General features: G+C 43.3%; 17 protein-coding genes and 1 pseudogene. 9 read left to right on the top strand and 9 right to left on the bottom strand.

Annotated elements, in window-relative coordinates; genetic code table 11:
- Positions 1 to 8: 8 nt before the first annotated feature.
- On the bottom strand, positions 9 to 1,265 hold the full coding sequence (locus SWP_RS00675; protein ID WP_020910371.1) for a mechanosensitive ion channel family protein: 1,257 nt from the start codon (positions 1,263 to 1,265) through the stop codon (positions 9 to 11).
- Positions 1,266 to 1,451: 186 nt separating this feature from the next.
- On the opposite strand from SWP_RS00675, the gene SWP_RS00670 reads away from it, so the two are divergent.
- The 4 genes from SWP_RS00670 (at position 1,452) to SWP_RS00655 (ending at position 4,791) form a co-directional block, all read left to right on the top strand.
- Positions 1,452 to 1,988: a hypothetical protein gene (locus SWP_RS00670; protein WP_044555519.1), complete on the top strand. Its 537-nt coding sequence runs from the start codon at positions 1,452 to 1,454 to the stop codon at positions 1,986 to 1,988.
- A 102-nt stretch (positions 1,989 to 2,090) separates the two neighbouring features.
- A complete protein-coding gene (locus tag SWP_RS00665) occupies positions 2,091 to 2,717 on the top strand; it encodes a DUF3157 family protein (RefSeq protein ID WP_420804962.1) in 627 nt (208 codons plus the stop codon).
- 210 nt (positions 2,718 to 2,927) lie between these two features.
- Positions 2,928 to 3,470: a DUF4287 domain-containing protein gene (locus tag SWP_RS00660; protein WP_020910368.1), complete on the top strand. Its 543-nt coding sequence runs from the start codon at positions 2,928 to 2,930 to the stop codon at positions 3,468 to 3,470.
- A gap of 151 nt (positions 3,471 to 3,621) precedes the next feature.
- A complete protein-coding gene (locus tag SWP_RS00655; protein ID WP_187148528.1) occupies positions 3,622 to 4,791 on the top strand; it encodes a MerR family transcriptional regulator in 1,170 nt (389 codons plus the stop codon).
- A gap of 116 nt (positions 4,792 to 4,907) precedes the next feature.
- On the opposite strand, the gene SWP_RS00650 is transcribed toward SWP_RS00655, so the two are convergent.
- Complete coding sequence (locus tag SWP_RS00650) at positions 4,908 to 5,372, bottom strand: PaaI family thioesterase (protein WP_020910365.1); 465 nt, start codon at positions 5,370 to 5,372, stop codon at positions 4,908 to 4,910.
- Positions 5,373 to 5,762: 390 nt separating this feature from the next.
- Positions 5,763 to 6,434: pseudogene (locus tag SWP_RS00645) on the bottom strand (aromatic amino acid lyase); the annotation flags it as partial.
- 277 nt (positions 6,435 to 6,711) lie between these two features.
- Between SWP_RS00645 and SWP_RS00640 the strand changes: the two are divergent.
- Genes SWP_RS00640 through SWP_RS00630 form a run of 3 tightly spaced genes read left to right on the top strand, consistent with a single transcriptional unit; the run spans position 6,712 to position 8,504 of the window.
- Positions 6,712 to 7,194 carry a glycine-rich domain-containing protein gene (locus SWP_RS00640; RefSeq protein WP_044555518.1) on the top strand — a complete coding sequence of 161 codons (483 nt, stop codon included), beginning with the start codon at positions 6,712 to 6,714 and terminating at the stop codon, positions 7,192 to 7,194.
- Position 7,195: 1 nt separating this feature from the next.
- Positions 7,196 to 8,221 carry an alpha/beta hydrolase family protein gene (locus SWP_RS00635; protein WP_020910363.1) on the top strand — a complete coding sequence of 342 codons (1,026 nt, stop codon included), beginning with the start codon at positions 7,196 to 7,198 and terminating at the stop codon, positions 8,219 to 8,221.
- 58 nt (positions 8,222 to 8,279) lie between these two features.
- Positions 8,280 to 8,504, top strand: a complete 225-nt coding sequence (locus SWP_RS00630) for a hypothetical protein (RefSeq protein WP_044555517.1) — start codon at positions 8,280 to 8,282, stop codon at positions 8,502 to 8,504.
- A gap of 76 nt (positions 8,505 to 8,580) precedes the next feature.
- Here SWP_RS00630 and hutH read toward each other — a convergent pair whose 3' ends face one another.
- From hutH to hutC, 3 genes are all read right to left on the bottom strand, one after another.
- On the bottom strand, positions 8,581 to 10,113 hold the full coding sequence (gene hutH / locus SWP_RS00625; RefSeq protein WP_020910362.1) for a histidine ammonia-lyase: 1,533 nt from the start codon (positions 10,111 to 10,113) through the stop codon (positions 8,581 to 8,583).
- A 3-nt stretch (positions 10,114 to 10,116) separates the two neighbouring features.
- Entirely contained in the window at positions 10,117 to 11,787 is a 1,671-nt protein-coding gene (gene hutU / locus SWP_RS00620; RefSeq protein ID WP_020910361.1) for a urocanate hydratase, read from the bottom strand.
- Positions 11,788 to 11,910: 123 nt separating this feature from the next.
- On the bottom strand, positions 11,911 to 12,615 hold the full coding sequence (gene hutC, locus SWP_RS00615; protein WP_020910360.1) for a histidine utilization repressor: 705 nt from the start codon (positions 12,613 to 12,615) through the stop codon (positions 11,911 to 11,913).
- A 245-nt stretch (positions 12,616 to 12,860) separates the two neighbouring features.
- On the opposite strand from hutC, the gene hutI reads away from it, so the two are divergent.
- Positions 12,861 to 14,087 carry an imidazolonepropionase gene (gene hutI, locus SWP_RS00610; RefSeq protein ID WP_020910359.1) on the top strand — a complete coding sequence of 409 codons (1,227 nt, stop codon included), beginning with the start codon at positions 12,861 to 12,863 and terminating at the stop codon, positions 14,085 to 14,087.
- A gap of 201 nt (positions 14,088 to 14,288) precedes the next feature.
- On the opposite strand, the gene SWP_RS00605 is transcribed toward hutI, so the two are convergent.
- Genes SWP_RS00605 through SWP_RS00595 form a run of 3 tightly spaced genes read right to left on the bottom strand, consistent with a single transcriptional unit; the run spans position 14,289 to position 18,418 of the window.
- Positions 14,289 to 16,661 (bottom strand): FtsX-like permease family protein, encoded by a 2,373-nt coding sequence (locus SWP_RS00605; protein ID WP_020910357.1) that lies wholly within the window; start codon positions 16,659 to 16,661, stop codon positions 14,289 to 14,291.
- Complete coding sequence (locus tag SWP_RS00600) at positions 16,651 to 17,358, bottom strand: ABC transporter ATP-binding protein (protein ID WP_020910356.1); 708 nt, start codon at positions 17,356 to 17,358, stop codon at positions 16,651 to 16,653. Before SWP_RS00600 ends, SWP_RS00605 begins: the two co-directional genes overlap by 11 nt.
- Entirely contained in the window at positions 17,351 to 18,418 is a 1,068-nt protein-coding gene (locus tag SWP_RS00595) for an efflux RND transporter periplasmic adaptor subunit (RefSeq protein ID WP_187148527.1), read from the bottom strand. Before SWP_RS00595 ends, SWP_RS00600 begins: the two co-directional genes overlap by 8 nt.
- Positions 18,419 to 19,005: 587 nt before the next feature.
- Between SWP_RS00595 and SWP_RS00590 the strand changes: the two genes are divergently transcribed.
- Positions 19,006 to 19,479 carry a hypothetical protein gene (locus SWP_RS00590; RefSeq protein WP_020910354.1) on the top strand — a complete coding sequence of 158 codons (474 nt, stop codon included), beginning with the start codon at positions 19,006 to 19,008 and terminating at the stop codon, positions 19,477 to 19,479.
- Positions 19,480 to 19,528 lie beyond the last annotated feature (49 nt).

Below are 19,528 nucleotides of genomic sequence, written 5' to 3'. Positions count from 1 at the left end.
TGCCGTGACTAGAGGTTTTGCAAACTACGAACATCCGCACCAGTCGGCCCTTGATACACCCTTAAGCCAAATTCTGGCAATATAGCAAAAACATGATCAAAGATATCCGCTTGGATATCTTCATAAGCCGCCCACCTGATATCATTGGTAAAGATATACAGCTCAATCGGTACACCACTTGATGTTGGCGCAAGCTGACGTACTAACAAGGTCATATCTTTATGCACCTTCTCATGCTGTTTTAAATAAGCCAACATGTAGGCTCTAAAGGTACCCACGTTAGTCAAGTGACGACTATTCACAGGCATATCGGCATCTTCAACCTGTGCATTAAATGTACTGATCTCCTGTGACTTTGCAGCGAAATAGGACTTAAGAAGGTTAATCTTCGACAAACGTTGTCTATCTTGCTCAGTTAAAAAACCGATAGAACTTATATCAATCTGCACCGAGCGCTTAATTCTACGGCCACCAGATTCAGACATGCCACGCCAGTTTTTAAAGGCATCCGATACCAAAGCATAAGCGGGGATCATGGTAATGGTTTGATCCCAGTTACGCACCTTAACCGTTGTTAGCGATACCTCTTCAACTGCCCCATCTGCGCCATACTTATCCATTTGGATCCAATCCGTTGGGCTGACCATTCTGTTAGCTGCTAGTTGAATACCAGCCACAAAGCCCAAAATAGTGTCCCTGAAGACCAACATCACCAAACCTGTCGCAACACCTAAACCACTTAAGAAGTAAACCGGCGATTGGTCAGCCAGAACCGAAATAGAGATGATAATAGCGACGAAAAACATAAACAGCTTAAACAGTTGTACAAAGCTCTTAATCGGCAGTCGACGGCTAACTAAATTAACATCAGCAACTTCGTTGGCGGCATCTAATGCACTATAAACCGCACGCACAAATAAAATCACAATGGTGACATCGAGTAGCCTGTCAGCCAAACTCGCCAAGACTTCATGCTCGGTTAGTGCCAATGGCAGAATGATGTTGAGAATAAGAGCAGGAACCAATTTGGCCAACTTCTCCAATACACGATAGCGCATGAAGATATCGTCCCAATGAACACGGGAGCGAGTGATGACCATATTCATCGTGCTCACAACCCCCCGTTTCACAAAGATATAGCCTATAAAAGCCACTATGAAACAGACAATGACAAGAATACTAGTTGAAACACCGTCCGCTGGTTGACTATCGATACCGACTGTCGCCAACCATTGAGTAATTGACGCGCGTAATTCCTGATCCAAAATTATATCTCCATCTATTTAACGTTCTATCGCCAACTCTATATATTATCCAACAATACAACGGAGCCTCGCTTACAATAACGCAACAAACATTCATTTTTGCAGCTATTTATGCATTGCGAGTTGACTGTAATCTATAGATTACCAACAATCCATTTTTGTCGCCTGAAGTTAATCGAGATCATTATGACTAAATACTTATTTGCCAGTTTTATTACCCTGTTTAGCATTAGTAGTTTTGCAAATGATTACAGCCAAGATGCTCCCGTGCTACCAAAGCCAAACATTGGTATTACCCTAGATTATATTCCAGCAACCGATGATATGTACGGTATAACTATAGCACCCAGCCACTACGATACTGACTATGCCCAGTGGGGTTATTACATTGGCTATGCACAGAGCAAAAAAAATGATTTAGTCGTTGAAGAACCCGGTGAAGCTTATTCACAGAGTTCACTTTGGCGTTTTGGCTTAACCTACCCGCTCGCTGCAGGCTTAAGTTTATATGGCGGGGCAACGGCGTATATTCATGAGGTCTCCTCTACCACTAACATAGTTCCTTATGTTGTCGGCGCTGAGCCGGTATGGGAAACTGACAAAGACACCACATGGGGTGCAGAAGCTGGCATTCGATATGTGTTAGGCCCTAATTTTACCTTAGCAGCTGGATATAACAGTGCCACGGAATCTGCCGTATTTAGCATTGGTTATACAATGTAAAACAAGCATAAGTCCGCTATTTTGATCTTGTCAGTGTTAATCTAACGGGAGTTTGTCTATGCTAGGGCAATCTCCTTTATAAGGTTAACAATCATGTACAAAATGCTAATGGCATACGCCTGTATTGCCCTATTCTCGCTATCAGCGCCCGCCTATGCCGATGAAGTGGCACGAGTCACCTTAGAAAATGGTGCAACCGTTAAGCTCAACGATGACTTTACTTGGGAATATATCATCCTTGAGAGCCAGGCTAAACCAGACACGGTCGTTCCTGTAACACTGCCGGCAACAGTCGCTGCTGTCAGCGAGAATGCGGCTCCATCCGTCACCCCAACGACTCCGATAGCGAATACCGAAGCACTCACCTCAAGTGCTATCGCTCAGTCTGCACTATTAAAATCAACCGCCAAAAGTGGTGTTAAAGTCAGCTTTTTAGATAGCCAGTGGGATGATGATGGCCGTTTAGGTCTAACCTTCGAGTTATCAAGCAATAGCTCAGAACACTATGTGATGATCGAACTAGAAGTAAGTTTGTTTGCCGACTCTGGCGCATTAATCAAAAAAGAAACCGTTAAAGTTTGGCAAGCTGTTTTCAGAATGCCTGACTCATACCTGCGTAAAGGCCAAACTCGCGAGAGCCGCGTATTATGGATAGAGGGCATCGATAAAGCGCAATGGACTAAGCAGCTAATGAGCCTGAAGATGAAAGAGATGGACTCACGCATGTAACCTCAATCGTTGAGCCAATTCTTTTTGAGACCTAGCTTTGAGCTAGGTCTTTTATTTTCCCAGCCTAAAACCTAAGTAATTCCCCTTTTAACCCAATAACCATTCAAATAATGACTGCAGCTCTCCCCCTGCAAAACCATAATAGATTGCTTCTTTGCTAAACTAATGCATAAGCGAGCAATCAAACTCCATGGATAAGGATTGAATAGTATGGATAAAGCACTGCAGACCATGATTAACAATATGCCTGAAAAAACTGGAAAGGATCTCGATGAATGGACTCAGATATTAGCCAAAGAAAACTTCGACAAACATAGTGTTGCAGTAAAATATCTTAAAACCGAACATGGCGTGACTCATGGTTTTGCCAATACCATTGTCACCTTATCGAGAGAAAGTAATGAACCGATAGCCGATCTGTTGGCCGACCAGTACATTGGAAAAGAAAGCCTTAAACCGATTTACCGAAAGCTAATCACTATAATCGGTAAGTTCGGCGATGACATCACCATTTCACCTAAAAAAACCAGTGTCAGCCTAATAAGAAAAAATCAGTTTGCATTAATCAAACCCGCAACTAAAAGCAGAATCGATTTGGGCTTAAAACTCAAAGGAATTGATGCACAAGGGCGCCTAGAAGATTCAGGGCCTTTCGGCGCCATGTGTACTCACAGGATTCAATTGAGAACCCTTGATGATATTGATGACGAAGTCACTAACTGGCTATCACAAGCCTATGAGAAATCTGTGTAGCTAAATACAGCTATTTTAAAATGGCTATGAATATCTATCAGCTTTAAATAATCCTGTAGCCCCATAAAAATAGCCACAAATTTCGATTGACCTGTCTATAGCTTTATAGTTTAAAGTGACTAACCATCAACGGATATATAGGTATGTGATTGTGTATAAGATATCTGAGCTTGCAGCAAAGGTTGGGCTATCTCGAACAGCGCTACTTTATTATGAGAAGCAAGGGCTTATCACTGGGCATCGGCTTGAAAATGGCTATCGCGTCTATAGCGATAAAGATCTGCAACGCCTCCGTTTGATTCAACAATTACTGGCAGGCGGTTTAACACTTAAAGAGTGCAAAGTATGTCTAGAAGCAAAAGTTGATAAACAATTATTGCAAAGCCGCCTAAAAGCGTTGGATATAGAGATAGAGCAAAAGCAACAGTCACGATATTTACTTGCAGCCATGCTTGGTGAGGGCGACCTCAAAGCATGGCACACAAGTTTAGAAAAACTGGCGCCAGATGCTCATCTAGACTGGTTAACAAAGCAAGGTTTTAGTGAGAAAGAGGCCTTGCGACTGAAATGGTTATCAAAAGATATGAACGAACACGATGTATATATGGCAGACTTTATGACGGTTTTTGAACCGTTAGAGCGCTGGGGGCCAGGCAGTGAAAGTGATACACAAAAAGCCTTATCACTTCTTCCACAAGCACCAACGAATCTCTTAGAAGTTGGTTGCGGCAAAGGATTAGCGACTCAGGTTTTAGCGCAAAAAACTGAGGCGAAAATTACAGCTATCGACAATGAGCAATCAGCGCTGGACCGGTTGACACAACGATTTAAGCAACAAGGAATTTCAGACCGATTGGAAACACTCTGTACTAGCATGACTGAGCTGCCTTTCGCTGATGAAAGCTTTGATCTTATCTGGGCGGAAGGTAGCGCTTATATCATGGGTGTAGAAAAGGCGCTGCAGCAATGGAGGCCACTATTACAACAACACACTTACTTAGTGATTAGCGATCTTGCGTGGAAAACTGATACCCCTAGCAGTGAATCAATTGAATTCTGGAATCAAAATTATCCTGATATTCAATTGGTAGCAAATCGAATTGAGCAGATACAGCAAGCAGGTTATCGCATCGTCGCTCATTTTCCGCAAAGCGAAGAAGCATGGTTGGATTACTATGGCCCCTTAGGTGAGCAAGTCATTAAACTGGAGCCAGAAATGCCCTCCTCTGCCGCGCTAAAAGATATCAAGCATGAAGTGAGGATCAGCACAAAATTTGCAGACGAATTTGGTTACCACTTTTTTGTCTTAGCGAAAAGCTAGGCAGAATAAGTGTCTGTACTCCCGCCTCTATGATTGAGAGCAGTACGGGCTAAGACAACTCTCATATCGTTGCAATGCTTCAGATAATATAAAAGCTTAGCTAAAGCATTGCTCACTTACAGGGGGCAGCCCATCATACTCGTCGGCATTTTAACCGCCACCATATGTCCTTTGGCGCAAGTAACGCCTGCAGCGATAAGGCTGATATCTAACACCACTTTATTGGGCTTTACTTCGCGAATAACGCCACGCAGTTCCAGCTCAACACCCATGGGGGTTGGCGCGAGATAATCGATATTGAGTGCTGCGGTAACAAACCTTGGTGCCTCCTGCGTACCATCGGCAAACGCCCGCCCTGCGGCAGCGCTAGCACTTCCAGTACCATGGCAATCTATTAATGACGCGATGAGCCCGCCGTAAACAAAACCTGGGATCGCAGTATGAAAAGGCTTAGGGGTAAATAAAGCGATAGTTTCATCGTCGTCCCAGAAACTTTTGAGTTGATGCCCATGGGGATTATTTTTACCACAACCATAGCAATGGCTAAGATCTGCAGGGTATAAATCTTGGAAAGCTTGCATTGCTACACCTTAGTTAAGTTCAACTATCATCAACTCGTCAGGCTAGGCTATTACACATCACCACTTTCAACAATGCAGACATTAGGCTTAAGACTAAAGACTTTTTTGCGCAATGGGCCAAAGGATAAATGCAATGTGTTTGAGAAGTATTAGGTTTCATTTTTTAACAGCCAATAATGGCAATCAAAATGCTCTAGTGTATTTGTGAACGTTGATGGTATGGATGCCATCGTCGAGCCCACATGGAGCTGCTTACGGCGTTTCACATATGCATAGAGTATTTCTCTGCAACAAACTACATTCATATCGGATTGATAGTGCAATTAAAAAAGGGCTATCAAAGATAGCCCTTTTGGTATTTGTAGCTAATACCAAAATCACTGCAATGGCTTACAAGCTTGGCAAAATACCTGCTGGCAAGTAGGCGTTGTAGCTGGCTGTGATTAATAAGTCAGTAGCCGCTTCGATATCTGGGCCGAAGAAACGGTCTTTATCGTAGTAAGTCACCAATTCACGTAGCTCAGCTTTAGCTTTTGCCACAGCAACTGCGGGTTGTAGTGGACGACGGAAATCCAAGCCTTGCGCCGCTGCAAGTAGCTCAACCGCTAACACACCACGGGTGTTTTCTGACATATCACGCAAGCGACGCGCTGCAAATGTTGCCATCGACACGTGATCTTCTTGGTTAGCTGAAGTGGGTAAGCTGTCTACTGACGCTGGATGGGCGTAGGTCTTATTCTCTGATGCCAATGCTGCAGCCGTAACCTGCGCAATCATAAAGCCTGAGTTTACCCCACCGTTTTCCACCAAAAATGGTGGAAGCTTAGATAGATTTGAGTCGATCAACAGCGCGATACGTCGCTCAGCAATAGAACCAAGCTCCGCAATGGCAATCGCTAGATTATCTGCAGCCATCGCAACTGGCTCAGCGTGGAAGTTACCACCAGAGATAATGTCACCAGTGTCTTGGAACACTAATGGGTTATCAGTAACGCCGTTTGCTTCAGTGCCTAACACCTCAGCCGCGTGACGAATTTGGGTCAAGACTTGTGGCTGACAGCGCTCGCGGCGAACAGATCTTAGGCATTAGAGAATCCTGTCACTTTTTAATGACAAAGTCTCCCTAGACTTGATATTTAATAGTATCAAATAGATAGTAATTGAATATTACAAGCTACCTCATTACAGTAATTAAATAGTAAGTATTACTGACTGTCTATAAAGATGGTTACATTCTGATGAATATTAAATTTAAAAAACGGCATTAACTTTAAAAATATTATCCCAGTATGAATTGCACGCCTATAAAAACCTCCTCTACACGGTAATGGAATTAAAATTGAAAAACACCAACTCCCCATACAAACACCTTTGCTTAGAACATATACTTTCATATAAGTGCGATGATGTTATTGATGGCTTTATGAAGTCATTTAGTGTTTCCAATACTGAATCGCAAGAGATATTCAAAGAGATGTTAAGGTGGATATGGTACTGCAATTCGCCACAAAGTGTTGGTTATCGCTCAATAGACTCCTCCATCCTGATAATTGATGAAATGTGGCATACTTTTATTTTATACACTAAAGAATACCACAATTTCTGCCATGAATACTTAGGTTACTACCTACACCATAGCCCTACCAAAAAATCAGATGCTATAGAATTCAAGAAACAAACAAGAAAGGAAGTACTAGAGATAAAAAAAACTCAATATGAATTAGTGTATGACCTACTCGGAAAGAATGTTTTTATAAATTGGTATCAAACGTATCCCGAAAAATATTCTGCAAAGAATATTTTATCAATGAGGATTAAATAGTTTGAAAATTATCATTACACTTTTGGCTCTTATTATATTATTTAACATTTGCCCTTCAACTGCTGAAGCAAACAATGATTTATCTACTTTTAATCATAACAATATAATTAGGCCTAAAAATTGCTTTACTGGTGTTATGTCATCATATGAGAGCTGGAGAAAACAGCTTATCGCCAAAGGTATAACTGGTAAAGATGAATTCGCTCAACTCTTTCCACAACAAAAATATGATTTATACCAGGAAAAAGTACACTGCTATTCGTTCATCTATCAAGTCGATGAGCATATGGTTCGAGGTTATTTACTATACCCAAAACTACCATCCCCAAGCCAATTACCTTCGGTTATATACAATCGTGGTGGTAACAACATCCCGCGTCACACACTAAAGTTTGGCAATTTATTTTTAACGCACTTTCCGATTGCTCTTGAAGGCTATGTCGTTATCTCTAGTCAATACGGTGGCGCTATGGTCTGGCCGCGATCATATAAAGGTAATACAGGAGTCGATGAGTATGGAGGTCGCGAGGTAGAAGATGTATTGGCGTTACTACCTATACTCGATAACTTGCCAATTACAGACCCGAATAAAGTAGCCATGATGGGCTGGAGTCGCGGTGGAATGATGTCTTTAATTTCAGCCACTAAGTCAAACCGAATTAACACCTTAATACTCGGTGGAACGCCTGTAGACCTACTTTCATCGAAAACATACCGCCCTGACTTGGAACGCTTTGTCTTTAAAAAGCTTATACCCAATTATGAAGAGAACAAAGTCGAGGCACTAAAAAAGAGGTCTGCCATCTATTGGCCTGAAAAAATCCCAAAGTCTACCTCTATTCTAATGCTACACGGAGAAGATGATCAGAGAGTTAAAATTGATAGTGTTAGAAACTATGTCAAAGCAGTGGCAAGTAAAGGTGTAAAGGTGGAGCTAGTGGAATACATCAATGGCAGCCATTCACTTACGGAGTATAACGAAGAAGTCTTAACCAAAGTAAAAAAATGGCTCCAGAAAGAGCTATGAAAATTATAACCCTAATACCTAGGGTTATACAATTTAGATAATAACTAAGGGCTACCACATGAAAAAGTCAAACTCTACCCAGTCAGAAGGTTTAGAAAGAAATGAGATTATTGAAACTACGCTTCTTAAAAATGTAGGCGGTGGCGGTTATCCAATACCACCTGGGCAACCTGGATTTCCGGGGCAATTGTGCAATCCAGACTGTCAACCCCTCTGTGGTTGCGGCCCAGACGCTTGTAATGCTGAAGGCCCTGCTAAAGCTTGCGTTGGCACACCACCTTAACCATACCAGCATAAGCATAAGCCATATTCTTTTGTATGTGGCTTATGCTTATTTTTAGCTATATCACACTATAATGTCACCAGCTTGGCAAAATATCTGCTGGCAAGTAAGCGTTGTAGCTGGCAGTGATCAACAGATCGGTCGCGGCTTCGATATCTGGGCCGAAGAAACGGTCTTTATCGTAGTAAGTCACCAATTCACGTAGCTCAGCTTTAGCTTTTGCCACAGCAACTGCGGGTTGTAGTGGACGACGGAAATCCAAGCCTTGCGCCGCTGCAAGTAGCTCAACCGCTAACACACCACGGGTGTTTTCTGACATATCACGCAAGCGACGCGCTGCAAATGTTGCCATCGACACGTGATCTTCTTGGTTAGCTGAAGTGGGTAAGCTGTCTACTGACGCTGGATGGGCGTAGGTCTTATTCTCTGATGCCAATGCTGCAGCCGTAACCTGCGCAATCATAAAGCCTGAGTTTACCCCACCGTTCTCCACCAAAAATGGTGGAAGCTTAGATAGATTTGAGTCGATCAACAGCGCGATACGTCGCTCTGCAATAGAACCAAGCTCCGCAATGGCAATCGCTAGATTATCTGCAGCCATCGCAACTGGCTCAGCGTGGAAGTTACCACCAGAGATAATGTCACCAGTGTCTTGGAACACTAATGGGTTATCAGTAACGCCGTTTGCTTCAGTGCCTAACACCTCAGCCGCATGACGGATCTGTGTCAAACATGCACCCAGTACTTGTGGCTGACAGCGCAATGAGTAAGGGTCTTGCACCTTTTCACAATTAACGTGATCGAGGCTGATTTCTGACTCATCACCCAATAGATGACGGAACACAGCAGCTGAATCAATCTGACCTTTTTGACCGCGAGCAGCGTGAATACGCGAATCAAACGGGCTTCGGCTACCCATAGCCGCTTCAACACTCATGGCACCAATGACTGAGCTCGCCGCGAATAGATCTTCAGCGTTAAACAAACCTTCAAGGGCTAATGCAGTAGAAGCTTGGGTACCATTAAGCAGCGCTAAGCCCTCTTTAGCAGCTAACTCAAGCGGCTTAAGGCCTGCAATTTCTAGCCCTTCAGCAGCAGTAATTAGTTGACCTTTATAGCTCATCTCACCTTCGGCAAGTAGCGGTAAACACATGTGAGATAGCGGCGCTAGATCACCCGAAGCCCCTACAGAACCTTTCTCTGGTACACATGGATATACTTCAGCATTCACTAGTGCGATAAGGAAGTTAATCACCTCTAAGCGAATGCCAGAGAAACCACGGCTTAGTGAGTTAATCTTCAATACCATCATCAAGCGCACCGTGGCGTCTTGCATGTATTGACCTGTACCCGCCGCATGCGACAACACAATAGAGCGCTGTAGCAACTGCAGGTCATCGGCGGCAATCTTGGTGTTAGCCAATAGACCAAAACCTGTGTTGATCCCGTAAACGGTGCGCCCTTCATCCAATACTTGTTGTACTAGACCCGCACTGGTGTTGATGTCGGCAATGGCACTATCAGCTAGCTCAAGGGTAACTTTTCCACGGCTAATTTCACGGATTTGCTTTAGGGTTAGGCTACCCGGTGTTAATACTAAATGGCTCATGTTCTACTTCTCCAACATCGGCAGGTCTAGGCCCTGCTCTTTTGCACAATCTTTTGCTATATCGTATCCAGCATCAGCATGACGCATCACACCTGTTGCAGGGTCATTCCACAGTACTCGGCCTAAGCGAGCTGCAGCATCATCTGTTCCGTCTGCCACAATCACTACACCTGAGTGTTGGCTAAAGCCCATCCCGACACCACCACCGTGATGCAAAGACACCCAAGTTGCGCCACTTGCAGTGTTCAATAGCGCATTCATTAATGGCCAATCAGATACCGCATCTGAGCCATCGAGCATTGATTCTGTTTCACGGTTAGGGCTGGCTACAGAGCCAGAGTCTAAGTGATCACGACCGATGACAACTGGCGCTGATAATTCACCATTGTTAACCATTTCGTTAAAGGCAAGTGCCAAACGGGCACGATCTTTTAGACCAACCCAACAGATGCGAGACGGTAGACCTTGGAAAGCGATACGTTCGCGTGCCATATCTAGCCAGTTGTGCAGATGTGGGTTATCAGGAATAAGCTCTTTAACTTTAGCGTCAGTCTTATAGATATCTTCTGGATCGCCAGACAATGCAGCCCAGCGGAATGGGCCAATACCTTCACAGAACAATGGGCGCACATAGGCTGGCACAAATCCGGGGAAATCGAATGCGTTTTCAACACCCTCTTCAAATGCCATTTGACGAATGTTGTTACCGTAGTCAGTCGTCGCGGAGCCCGCAGCTTGCAACGCGAGCATTGCCTTAACTTGTACAGCCATAGATTGCTTAGCCGCTTTAACGACAGCCGCCTCATCTGTTTTACGCATCTGCGCCGCTTGCTCTAGCGTCCAACCTTGGGGTAGGTAGCCGTTGAGTGGGTCGTGCGCCGATGTTTGGTCGGTTACCACATCTGGAGTAATGCCGCGCTCAACTAACTCGGCGAATACGTCAGCCGCGTTAGCGAGTAAGCCAACAGAAACCGGCTTGCCACTTGCGTTAGCTTCATCAATCATCGCAAGAGCTTCATCTAACGTGGTGGCTTTTTTGTCAACGTAACGAGTTCGTAGACGGAAATCGATACGAGTCTCATCGACTTCACAAGTCAGTACAGAGTAACCAGCCATCGTGCCAGCTAGAGGCTGTGCGCCGCCCATGCCACCAAGACCACCGGTTAAGATCCACTTACCCTTCGATGAGCCGCCAAAGTGTTGCTTCGCCATCGCCACAAAGGTCTCGTAGGTTCCTTGAACGATGCCTTGTGAGCCGATATATATCCAAGAACCTGCTGTCATCTGGCCGTACATGGCCAAACCTTTCTTATCTAACTCATTAAAGTGCTCCCAGTTAGCCCAATGCGGTACTAGGTTAGAGTTAGCAATAATGACACGCGGTGCATTGCTGTGAGTTTTGAATACACCGACTGGCTTACCCGATTGCACTAATAACGTTTCGTCATCTTCAAGGCGCTGCAGCACCTCAACGATTTTGTCATAGCACTCCCAGTCACGTGCTGCACGGCCAATACCGCCATAAACCACGAGATCTTCAGGGCGCTCAGCGACATCTGGGTGCAAGTTGTTCATCAACATCCGCATTGGCGCTTCGGTCAACCAGCTCTTACAGCTGAGTTTTGTTCCTGTTGGCGCTATGATGCGGCGGCTTGGGTCGTGTCTCTTATCCATCAGTACTACCTCGTTCAATTTGTTTTTATAGGCTTGTTTCTATAACTGTCTTTTTGTTTTTTATAACCATTTTCTGCTCATGTGTTTGAGCGTTTTACTTGTGGAGCTGTAGCAAACCAACCTCTAGTTAAAGGTCAGATGGCCACCTAATCTAAATCGACTGCCCGGGTGCACTAAACGTGCAAAACTCACCACACCTTGGCGTGACCAAGTGCGTCGAGTAATTTGTAAACAGGGCTCCGATGCCTCAATGTTGAGCAGTGCTAGCTGCGCATCATCGGCCATCCTGGCTTCAATGGTATGCTTAGCTTCTGTAAGCGGCGCCACCATAGATAAGTATTCGTGAGGTGTTTGCTGGGTAAAATCTTGTGCCAAATACTCAGGGACAAGTTTTGGGTTAACGAAACGTTCCTCGAGTTGCAGTGGCGTACCTTGCTCGCAATGCACCAATATCGACTGATACACAGTACTGCCCTCTTCTAGCCCTAATGCAATGGCTATAGCGCCTGTGGCGCTAGCTTGGGTCAAAGACACTTGCTGCACGCTGTAACCATGGCCGCGGTCTTTGATCTCATCGGCAATATTACGAATAGCCATCATAGAAGATTGGCTTTTAAGCCCCGCCACAAAAGTGCCCAATCCTTGAGAGCGCTCTAATACACCTGATTCAGTGAGCTCCGTTAAACCACGCCTTGCCGTCATTCGGCTACAACCAAACAGCTCGGCCAACTGGTTTTCCGACGGTACACGGCTATCTTCGGCCCATTGTCCTGACTCTATCTGCGCTAGAATATATTGCTTAATCTCTTCAAACTTTGGCGTTGCCATAATGGGTCAGTTCACCTTTCTCGGTTGCTTTGCTGTAACTGATTGCATTTTTTGATGACCGATAAATCATGCTGGCTATAAGTGGTCAATTTGTAGCGATGAGCTATTTATAATGATCAAAAACTCGGCTACAATCCTAGCTTGTATATACAAGTAAATACAAGCTAGCTCACAAATTATTTTTAATGGCTTCCCTTAGTGTTAATATTCAGCCATTGCTAAAAACAAAAAAAAGAGAGTGCATCATGTCGTGGGATCAAGTCTGGATTGATATCAACATCGCTACCATGTCTCCAAATATTTCAGAGCCTTATGGTGCAATTAGAGATGCAGCATTAGCGGTTAAAGATGGCAAAATTGCTTGGATTGGCAAACGTTGCGATCTACCAGAATTTGATGTTCTCGCCACACCAATTTATAAAGGTAAAAATGGCTGGCTCACCCCAGGGTTGATTGATGCCCATACTCACCTCGTCTTTGCCGGCAACCGTGCTAATGAATTTGAGCTACGTCTGCAAGGGGCGAGTTATGAAGAGATCGCCCGCAATGGCGGCGGTATAATTTCAACCGTTAATGCCTGCCGTGAAGCCGATGAGGCAGAACTGTTTGAGCTGGGTCGCCAACGCCTTAATGCACTCGCCAAAGAGGGGGTGACCACAGTTGAAATCAAATCTGGCTACGGCTTAGACATTGAAACTGAACTAAAAATACTGCGGGTTGCTCGTGAACTTGGCAAGCATCACCATGTCGATGTGAAAACAACTTTTTTGGGCGCCCACGCCATTCCACCAGAATACAAAAATGATAGCGACGCCTATGTCGATTTAGTGATCAACGAGATGCTACCGCAAGTGATAGCAGAGAACCTTGCCGATGCGGTGGATGTGTTTTGCGAAAATATCGCCTTCAGCCTCGCGCAAACTGAGCGAGTACTCACAGCCGCCAAGAATGCAGGGCTTGATATCAAGCTCCATGCCGAGCAGTTATCAAATTTAGGTGGCTCTGAAATGGCTGCCAAGCTAGGTGCTAAGTCTGTAGACCATATCGAATACTTAGATGAGGACGGGGTTAAAGCCCTCAGCGAAAGTGGCACTTGCGCCACCCTACTGCCCGGTGCATTTTACTTTTTGCGCGAAACCCAATTACCTCCAATAGAACTACTGCGCCAGTACAAGGTGCCGATGGTGGTTGCCAGCGATTATAATCCCGGTTCATCACCACTGTGCTCTAGCCTATTGATGCTCAATATGGCTTGTACTTTAATGCGTTTAACGCCAGAGGAAGCACTGGCTGGCATGACTCGAAATGCAGCTAAAGCCCTAGGCATTGAAGCTGAAGTCGGAGTATTAGAAACCGGAATGACAGCCGATTTCTGCTTATGGAATATCAGCACGCCAGCGGAGCTTTCCTATACCTATGGTGTTGGTTCCTGTATCGAAGTGGTGAAAAATGGGCGCTTAGTACATCAATGAGTTTTATAAAGGGTTGAATGTCAGAGCGATGATGTTTTGTCATCGCTCTGCATTAGGCTTCTTCCACAAAGCAGAGTGTGCTTAGCGGTTACAGCCTCCTATGTCAAATCAGCGCAGAGGTTTCTTGCTGTGCTAAACACATAAAAGTCTGCTGCCAGCGCACGTGCAGGCTATCTGCAAATACCTCCCTAGAACGAAGCATCAACCTCGAAGCAATACACTGATATTTTGTTTCAGTATTGCTCTTGCTGCCCATAGAGTAATTACAACAATAAAAAGCAACATTAAAATGATACAGATAGCCCATATTAACGCTTGAAATAAAGACACATTAATCAGTGACTGGCTATAACTATCAAGCAGAGCAAAGATGACTAAAGTAAAAAGAATAGACGTCGTAGTTAATAGTAAGTTAGTCCATACCATTCGCCCCATCAAAGCCCTCTTACTTCCACCTACCGCCAACATTACCGCCCATTTCATTTGCTCACTTTTGACGGCATAACTAAACTTGTTATAAAGAGTAAATATCACTAAAAAAATTATCAATAAAGCCATAAATGTCGAAGTTATAAACAACAATTTCCCGGCAGGATCAGTATCTTCAATTAATTGAACTAAACTTTTTCCGCTGTCATAGCTGAGCTTCGGGGATAACATTGAAGCCCAATCATTTAACCGAGATGAGGTGATTCCACTATTACCACTTTTACTATAAAAAACAGGGGCGATTCGGCTAGCAAGAAGTGGGTTTTGATCTTTAAGACTCAGGTAAATTATCGGCTTAGGTTCATTGGCAATACCAAAGTGAGGAGAGTCACTCACAATACCAGCCACCTGGACATGCTTTTCATAATAAAAACCTGACACTTTCAAAGCGATTCCTTTAACGGCCCTCCAATCATTGATACCTTGTTCAGCGGCTAACTGCAGTGCCATTGCTTGGTTAACAATCACTTTATTTTCAGCCAACTTTCCTTCAGATAAGGCTGGAATTCCCAACAAGCTAAGGAAGTTATGAGAAACATATAAACCATTAATCGGTTTTTCTAGCCCTACTCCAGTCTGAGATTGATATTTTAATGATGGCGCTCCTAGTTGAGTAAACGGTGCCGAAGATAAAGCAATTGGTACGCCAGCAACATCCCAATCCCCCTCAAGCTGCTCGGAGGTCAACATGACACTTAAACGCCCATCGACTTTAGGTTTAAAGCTGGTGATGTCTTTTGCGATAAACACTGAAGAATACTTTTGTAACTCATGATACATAAGGCTTAACGATACCAGCATTACACTGGTAATAACGGCGAGCTGTATGACCAATACAAGCTGTTTAATACCTTGCTGTATTTTGCTCATATGTCCCTGTTTGCCTCGAGAAAAAAGCTTATTTATTGAGCCAGTTAAAGGCAACAACGCACAACAGATAAAAAGTAATAGCGAACACAAAATAGCAACCAACCAAAGCCAAATATTAAACCGAACTCCTTCGACAAAGTAATCTTGATACACACCGATATTACCAACATAGTGAATCACAACTATTCCGAGTAATGGGCTTAAAAAGCCAACCAAAAGCAGAGCTGGAAAACTCTCCCTAAAGAGCTGTGCCATAAGTCCACGCCTGCTTCCACCTAAAGCCAACTTTAGCCTCATCTCAGCCTGGCGTGTAATACCTTGTTGCGAGTAGGCAGATACAATGCCACTGAAAATAATAAAACCAAAACCTAGCAGCAAAAGAAGCAAGATAGACGCCTGCCTATATAAAATATCACGCCCATTGGGGTTCAGTTCCACGCCAGCGATTAACCAAGGGCTATAATGTTTATCAGCAAAGCCATTATCAGGCCAAGGTGTCTGCTGCCTTAGAACCATATAAGCATCTTGAAGCAATTCAATATCTACTCCTTGACTCAATAATGCAAAACCATAGCGATTGCCCTTCGTCTTCAAAAAGAGTTGCGGGTTATCAGCAAACATCTCTGGAATACCTAACTCCAAATAAGACTCTGGAAGCCAAATATCGATATCGATATCTCCCAGTCGTTTCATCGCTTGCGGCGCTACACCTTTAATTAAAATAGAGCGATCTTGATAATATAAAGAGCTTTCCTTTAATGAGGATTTTAAATGTTGTTGCCAAAACTGATTCGATACTATGGCTGCTTTAGCATTAAGATTCTGACTTGAAAAAGGCGCTGCCAACCCGAGCATTTCAATCGTATTTTGTGAATAAAAGCCTATGGTTACTCTTGGTAATTCCTTTAACCCTAACGTTATCGATCCTGACTGAACCGCAATACTTGTAACAGCCTCGACTCCTGCAATCTTTTTCAACAAATCAATATTATAGCCTGCAGTAGGTTGAATATTGCCACTGAGATCTTTTTTCGCAATAGTTAGCATAGGCGCCTGATTATTCACCCACTGCGGTCGATCACTGCTCAGCAACCAGAATAAGTTAACCACTAATCCTATTAAACAACAGAACATACAAAGGCTGATGATGAGTAAACCCCAAAAGCCACGTTGTTCTTGCCACTTGCGCCAACCATAAATAACATCAAACAGCATGTTTAAACTCCAGAGGTGATGCAGCTGTTATTTCTCCATCACTAATTTTGTACGCTTTTTGACAATAAGCAGCGACCTCTGAGTCATGCGTGATAATCAGTACAGTCTTCCCCTCTTGATGCAAAGCACTCAGCAGTTCCATCACATTGTTTGAATTACTCGAGTCTAAATTCCCCGTAGGCTCATCACATAAAAGGATGTCAGGTTGACAAATTAATGCTCTGGCAATCGCGACTCTTTGTTGTTGACCACCAGATAATTCAGCAGGATAAAAAGCGGCTTTTTCACTTAAGCCAACCTTCCGTAATACATCGCTAACTTTTGCCTGATAGTCCACTGCTTTTATGCGAGTGTTAAAACGTAATGGCACTGACAGGTTTTCAGTTACCGTCATATCAGCTATTAAATTAAAATTCTGAAACACCCAACCTATGTGGTTATTTCGAAGTTGACTCAATTGATAAGTCGAAAACGTAGTGACGTCCTGTCCACACAGGTGGTAACGTCCTGAATCAGCGGTATCCAATAGACCCATAATGGACAGCAAAGTTGATTTCCCACTGCCTGATTGGCCTAAAATAGCCACCATTTCTCCGCTATGAACAGAGAAATTCACTTGCTTTAGAACATGATTGTTGCCAGCACCATTGCTAAACGATTTATTCAAATCAGTCAGTTCTATAACGCAGTTATTCATAAATATCTTCCATGACAATTTGAGTAGAATTAGCTTGCGACTTAGGAACATTAGTTAAAATTTGTTCTCCAAGATAAAGGCCGCCTAACACTTGCATACGATCGCCTGCAATATCACCAACCATGATATTGCGACGTAGAAAAAGGTTTTGGTTTTGATCTAATACGAATACCGGATATTCGCGATGAGCTCGAATGACGCCGGCAGGCCTGTCGACAACAAGCGTGTTGTGGTGTTCTGCAATATCAACGCGTGCAGTAATGTCAATATTAGGCCTAACGGCAGCAGGGAAATCACCATAAAAGCTAATATCAATTTCTACACTGCCACTGTTTACAGTAGGGTCAACACGAGAGACTTCCCCTTCTATTTCTAGCCCTTTAAACTGAACTTTAGCTACCAACCCTGGACTTACATATTCAGCATCTGCTGCAGTAATATTGATCCGAGCATAATAGGAGGAGAGATCAGCTATCATACCAATTGCCTGCCCCTGTTCTACATGACGGCCAACCTCAAGCTCATCCGCTAATTCCGTTAACATGCCAGCCATACTTGCACGAACATTTAGCTGCTCAACCTCAGATTGTAGCAACTCTTGTTGCTTAATCGCTTTTTCCAGTCGATACCGGGTAGAGTCCTCAATTGCTTTGCGCGTTTTTTTCAAAGTCTGAAAACGGCTCACCTCCATTGTGAGCATGGCATCTTCCTGCTCCCATGCAACCTGAGCCTTATGCAAATCTAACGTCGAAATAACTTGGTTTTCTTTTAATTTTTTATGGGCTATCAATTCAGCATCAGCCAAAGCGAGCTTTACTTTTGCTAAACGAATTTTACCGCGCTGATCATCTATCTCTTGAACTGACTCAGCCATAACTCTTTGCTGATTGGCTTGTTCTTCTAACAAAGCCAACTCACTGGTTTCCAGTAATCTAAGTAGTTTAGGGTTATTAAGGCTTAAGATTATTTCGCCTTTTTTAACCAAGTTTCCGGGCTTCTTATACACCTCAACAATATGTCCACCACTAAGTGCATTAATACCGCGCTGCGTTTTCGGCACAAACTTTCCATACCCCGAGACAGTAATATTTAGGGCAGCATTTTTAACACTTGAAACCAGTGAGGAACTATCAACATGATTGGAAGAAAAAGCCTGCCGGCTGAGGAGAGAAATAACTAAGGTAACGCAAGCTATGCCTATAACGGTAAATAAAAACCAGCTTGCTTTATTCAACCGGCTCCTATCCTTGGGGATCTCAAACATAATTAAATTCCATTTAATTAATTGCGATTAGCTACAATACGAATAATTACAAATAAAAACAATAGTAAAACAAAATATTGACATCACCGAGAAATACATTAGGTTACCTCATGTGGAGATATGGATGTACTCCACTAATTCAACTCATTTAAAATCAATGAAGAAAAATATATAAATCACTTTTGCTTTTAGCTGTACTCACACTTAACTCTTATAATGTCATGGCGAAACCCAAAACATGTGTAGAAATTAAAGAAGGTGGTGGAGGAGGGCAAATTTGTTGTACCACTTCAAACGGTGAACTCACCTGCGAATAGAGTTTGCTAAACCCCAATACAAACTACTGGGGCTTATAGCCCCACTTTAACTCAATCGAGACAGCTATGCGCATTATATTTCTATCACTTCTAGTTTTTATGTCTATAAACGTTAGTGCAGACAGCTCCTTGCTAATCGCTCTAGGGCAACATCAAAAAACAATCTTATTGGATTCAGTCGCTGGAAAGCAAAAACATAAATTTCCTGCTATCTATATTTATGATACTAATCAGCAACAATTCTTAGGTAAAGCGCATGCAGAAGCTTATTTAGTTACATTAACAGCGCAGTCTTTTTGGCCTTCATTAATATCACAATGGACTCAAAATACAGAACAATTTACAACATCAAACGAAGCACTTACCAAATCACTTCCTATATTGAAGTTAGATAGGGATTATTTAATTTTGTACGACAACCTGCCAGCCCCAATGTTGATGCAATTAAAATCAATGGATCCCAAACTACAAGATAAAGATACCTTAGTTAGAAAAGTATTAAGTGAAATAGACAGCGCTCGAAGCTATACGACTTATTAACCTAAAGTAGAGTAAACCCAATATTAGGTTACTAATGAGCCATGCTGTA

This window comes from Shewanella piezotolerans WP3 (assembly GCF_000014885.1).
Classification (GTDB): Bacteria; Pseudomonadota; Gammaproteobacteria; order Enterobacterales; family Shewanellaceae; genus Shewanella; species Shewanella piezotolerans.
The sequence above is the reverse complement of the archived record's forward strand: the minus strand, read 5'-3'. Positions and strand labels throughout refer to the sequence as shown.

Excerpts from the sequence above, each read along its gene's own strand:
- SWP_RS00590 (WP_020910354.1), top strand. The coding sequence starts at position 19,006 with ATGCGCATTATATTTCTATCACTTCTAGTTTTTATGTCTATAAACGTT.
- hutH (WP_020910362.1), bottom strand. The coding sequence starts at position 10,113 with ATGAGCCATTTAGTATTAACACCGGGTAGCCTAACCCTAAAGCAAATC.
- SWP_RS00600 (WP_020910356.1), bottom strand. The coding sequence starts at position 17,358 with ATGAATAACTGCGTTATAGAACTGACTGATTTGAATAAATCGTTTAGC.
- SWP_RS00660 (WP_020910368.1), top strand. The coding sequence starts at position 2,928 with ATGGATAAAGCACTGCAGACCATGATTAACAATATGCCTGAAAAAACT.
- hutU (WP_020910361.1), bottom strand. The coding sequence starts at position 11,787 with ATGGATAAGAGACACGACCCAAGCCGCCGCATCATAGCGCCAACAGGA.
- SWP_RS00665 (WP_420804962.1), top strand. The coding sequence starts at position 2,091 with ATGCTAATGGCATACGCCTGTATTGCCCTATTCTCGCTATCAGCGCCC.
- SWP_RS00670 (WP_044555519.1), top strand. The coding sequence starts at position 1,452 with ATGACTAAATACTTATTTGCCAGTTTTATTACCCTGTTTAGCATTAGT.
- SWP_RS00630 (WP_044555517.1), top strand. The coding sequence starts at position 8,280 with ATGAAAAAGTCAAACTCTACCCAGTCAGAAGGTTTAGAAAGAAATGAG.
- hutI (WP_020910359.1), top strand. The coding sequence starts at position 12,861 with ATGTCGTGGGATCAAGTCTGGATTGATATCAACATCGCTACCATGTCT.
- SWP_RS00605 (WP_020910357.1), bottom strand. The coding sequence starts at position 16,661 with ATGCTGTTTGATGTTATTTATGGTTGGCGCAAGTGGCAAGAACAACGT.
- SWP_RS00650 (WP_020910365.1), bottom strand. The coding sequence starts at position 5,372 with ATGCAAGCTTTCCAAGATTTATACCCTGCAGATCTTAGCCATTGCTAT.
- hutC (WP_020910360.1), bottom strand. The coding sequence starts at position 12,615 with ATGGCAACGCCAAAGTTTGAAGAGATTAAGCAATATATTCTAGCGCAG.